This window comes from Phenylobacterium sp., from assembly GCF_031412415.1.
GTDB lineage: Bacteria > Pseudomonadota > Alphaproteobacteria > Caulobacterales > Caulobacteraceae > Phenylobacterium.
In genome coordinates, this window is the sequence record NZ_JANOCX010000259.1 from 1 (window position 1) to 2,528 (window position 2,528).

A 2,528-nucleotide genomic window follows, 5' to 3' on the forward strand; every position below is an offset into this window, starting at 1 on the left:
CGGCGAGCGTGGGGAATACGGCGAACGTGGCGAGTACGGCCACGGCGGCGGCTACCGAAAGAAGCGCTCGATCTTCGATATCTTCGACTGAAGCGCCGGGCCGCGGCGTCACCGGCTGGACAGTCGGCGCGTTTCCGTCAGCCGTCCGTTCCGCCGCCGCGAACGCCGCCCCCCGGCCCCGACGACTGGCGCTGAACGGCCGGGCGGGGTGGCTTGCGCGCGCGCGTCGGGCTAACTCCCTGCCATGGCACGAACCAAGCAGAGCCCTGAGTTTGAGATCGAGGTCGATGGGGAGCCCTATGTCTGGCGTCTTCAACGCCAGCCCCAGTGGTCCAGCGACACCAAGTCCTATCGCGGCATGGCGATCGCCGCGCGTCACAAGGAGGGTCAGCGCGAAGCCGTGCTGGAGTTCCCGGCCGGCGAGCAGCCCAAGTACGGCGCGCCGCTGCTGAAGGTCGCGCAGATCGATCCGGACCTAGTGGCGAGAGCCATCGCCTCGGCCATCGTGGCGGGGTGGGACCCGCTGTCCCGGGGCAAGACGGTGACCATCGTCGTGGATGAGACCGGCGGCTGACCCTAAGGCGCCGCGCTGTCGGGCGTTCGTCCCTAGGGCGGCGAGAGCTTGACCGTCAATTCGACGACGACACGATCGCCGGCCGTGATGTCAGCCTTTCGGCGGACCATGTCCTTCAACGGCAGCAGATAGGTGTCCGGCTTTGGGAAGAGCGAGGTCGTGAAGACGACCTCGGCGATCTTCGCCTCGACCGGGACGACCCCCCATCCGTAGGACACGGCCCGCGCGATCCGCCGGACCTCCGCGCCGGCCTCCGGCGGCAGGGGCGCGAAGAAGTAGGGCGAGGGCCCGCGCCAAACGATGACCTCCGCCTCGAAGCTCAGGGTGACGACGGGGTTGGGCGCGGCCGGCATGGCGTCACCCTATGAACCCACGGCCGGCAGGTGAACCCGCAAACGTCAGCCCCAGACCAGCACCCAGATCCCGACCGCCGCGAAGCACGCCGCCGCCGTCCAGCGGATGGCCTTGAGCGGCAGCCGCCCGGCCGCCGCCTCGCCGATGAACACGGCCGGCACATTGGCGACCATCATCCCCAGGGTCGTGCCGGCGGTCACCCACAGCACCTGGTCGAACCTGGCCGCCAGGGCGACGGTCGCCACCTGGGTCTTGTCGCCCATCTCCACCAGGAAGAAGGCCACAAGCGTGGTCAGGAACACCGAGGCGCCGGCCTTCTCGCGCGGCGCGTCCTTCTCCTCGAACTTATCGGGGATCAGGGCCCAGGCGGCGAAGACCAGGAACGCCGCGCCCAGCACCCACCGCATCCAGGGTCCCTGCAGCACCTGTCCCGCCGCCACGCCGACCCAGGCCGCCAGGGCGTGATTGGCCAGGGTGGCGCCCAGTATGCCCAGGATGATCGGGACAGGCTTGCGGAACCGCGCCGCCAGCAGCAGGGCCAGCAGCATGGTCTTGTCGCCGATCTCGGCGACGGCCACGAGGCTGGTGGAGACGAAAAAGGCGTCGAGGAAGCTTGGCATCAGGTCAGGTCGTCCGGGCGGGGTCGAGGCGAGCAAATGGCCTTCCGCGCCGGCGACCCCGCATGGATCGACGCACGAAAGCCAAAAGTCTCGCCAAGCAAATCTGCCGGATGCGCCATGCCCGGAGCCTTTCGGCTCGTCGCAAGTTTGTTGACGCACCCCTCGCTGAAGGCGCGAGCGGCTACTCCCTAGTGACCGGGGGTGGATAGGCGGGTGGACGGACGGAGGCAAGTGCGAACAGCTCGCGCCCTGGGCGAGGCCCATTGTCACATGCGCGTGAGGGCGCCGCCCGACACGGCGCTGAAAACCAAGGCGCTTCAATCCCTGGCGAACCGCGTTAACCTTTCGTTAGCGAAAAACACACGGGGACAACCCCTCGACCCCGTTGACGAGTCATTAGGCTTGATGCCCCATATGATGCGTTCAGAGGGCGGGGCGCCCACTAGATGTAGATTGTAACGGCGACGACGGGCGGGGGGCTCGAAGCGCCTGATAGTTATGGGTTTTGGGTCATGAGCAGCAGTGAAGCGGCGATTCGGACAGTTTCGGACGCGGCCCCGGTCGCAGCCGAGCGATCCGAGCGACCGCAACTTCAGCTCGTCCGCAAGGTCGTGGTCGACCGTTCGCGCGACGCCCTGCTGACCGACTTCGGCAAGACCACGCTTGAAGACCGCTATCTCCTGGCCGGCGAGAGCTACCAGGACATGTTCGCCCGCGTGGCCACCGCCTATGCCGACGACGCCGACCACGCCCAGCGCGTCTACGACTACATTTCGAACCTCTGGTTCATGCCGGCCACCCCCGTCCTCTCCAACGGCGGCGCCGGTCGCGGCCTGCCCATCTCCTGCTTCCTGAACGCCGTGGGCGATTCGCTGGACGGTATCCAGAGCGTCTGGAACGAGAACGTGGCGCTGGCCTCCAACGGCGGCGGCATCGGCACCTATTGGGGCGGCGTGCGCTCCATCGGCGAGAAGGTGAAG

General features: G+C 67.8%; 4 protein-coding genes and 1 riboswitch. Of the genes, 2 read left to right on the forward strand and 2 right to left on the reverse strand.

All coding sequences use genetic code 11. From position 1 onward, the window contains the following. Positions 1 to 244: 244 nt before the first annotated feature. Positions 245 to 574, forward strand: a complete 330-nt coding sequence (locus RMO04_RS12720) for a hypothetical protein (RefSeq protein ID WP_309645154.1) — start codon at positions 245 to 247, stop codon at positions 572 to 574. A gap of 32 nt (positions 575 to 606) precedes the next feature. On the opposite strand, the gene RMO04_RS12725 is transcribed toward RMO04_RS12720, so the two are convergent. Beyond that, the gene (locus RMO04_RS12725) at positions 607 to 927 is read right to left on the reverse strand and encodes a DUF1905 domain-containing protein (protein ID WP_309645155.1); all 321 of its coding nucleotides are present in this window, start codon (positions 925 to 927) and stop codon (positions 607 to 609) included. A 45-nt stretch (positions 928 to 972) separates the two neighbouring features. Beyond that, positions 973 to 1,548, reverse strand: a complete 576-nt coding sequence (locus RMO04_RS12730; RefSeq protein WP_309645156.1) for a TMEM165/GDT1 family protein — start codon at positions 1,546 to 1,548, stop codon at positions 973 to 975. A gap of 18 nt (positions 1,549 to 1,566) precedes the next feature. Further along, positions 1,567 to 1,750: riboswitch (yybP-ykoY riboswitch) on the reverse strand. A 310-nt stretch (positions 1,751 to 2,060) separates the two neighbouring features. Between RMO04_RS12730 and RMO04_RS12735 the strand changes: the two genes are divergently transcribed. Continuing rightward, a partial coding sequence (locus tag RMO04_RS12735) for a ribonucleotide reductase N-terminal alpha domain-containing protein (protein ID WP_309645157.1) occupies positions 2,061 to 2,528 on the forward strand: 468 nt, incomplete at its 3' end.

What these genes read in the sequence shown, in the direction of transcription:
- RMO04_RS12720 (WP_309645154.1), top strand. Translation starts at nt 245, where the DNA reads ATGGCACGAACCAAGCAGAGCCCTGAGTTTGAGATCGAGGTCGATGGG.
- RMO04_RS12725 (WP_309645155.1), bottom strand. Translation starts at nt 927, where the DNA reads ATGCCGGCCGCGCCCAACCCCGTCGTCACCCTGAGCTTCGAGGCGGAG.
- RMO04_RS12730 (WP_309645156.1), bottom strand. Translation starts at nt 1,548, where the DNA reads ATGCCAAGCTTCCTCGACGCCTTTTTCGTCTCCACCAGCCTCGTGGCC.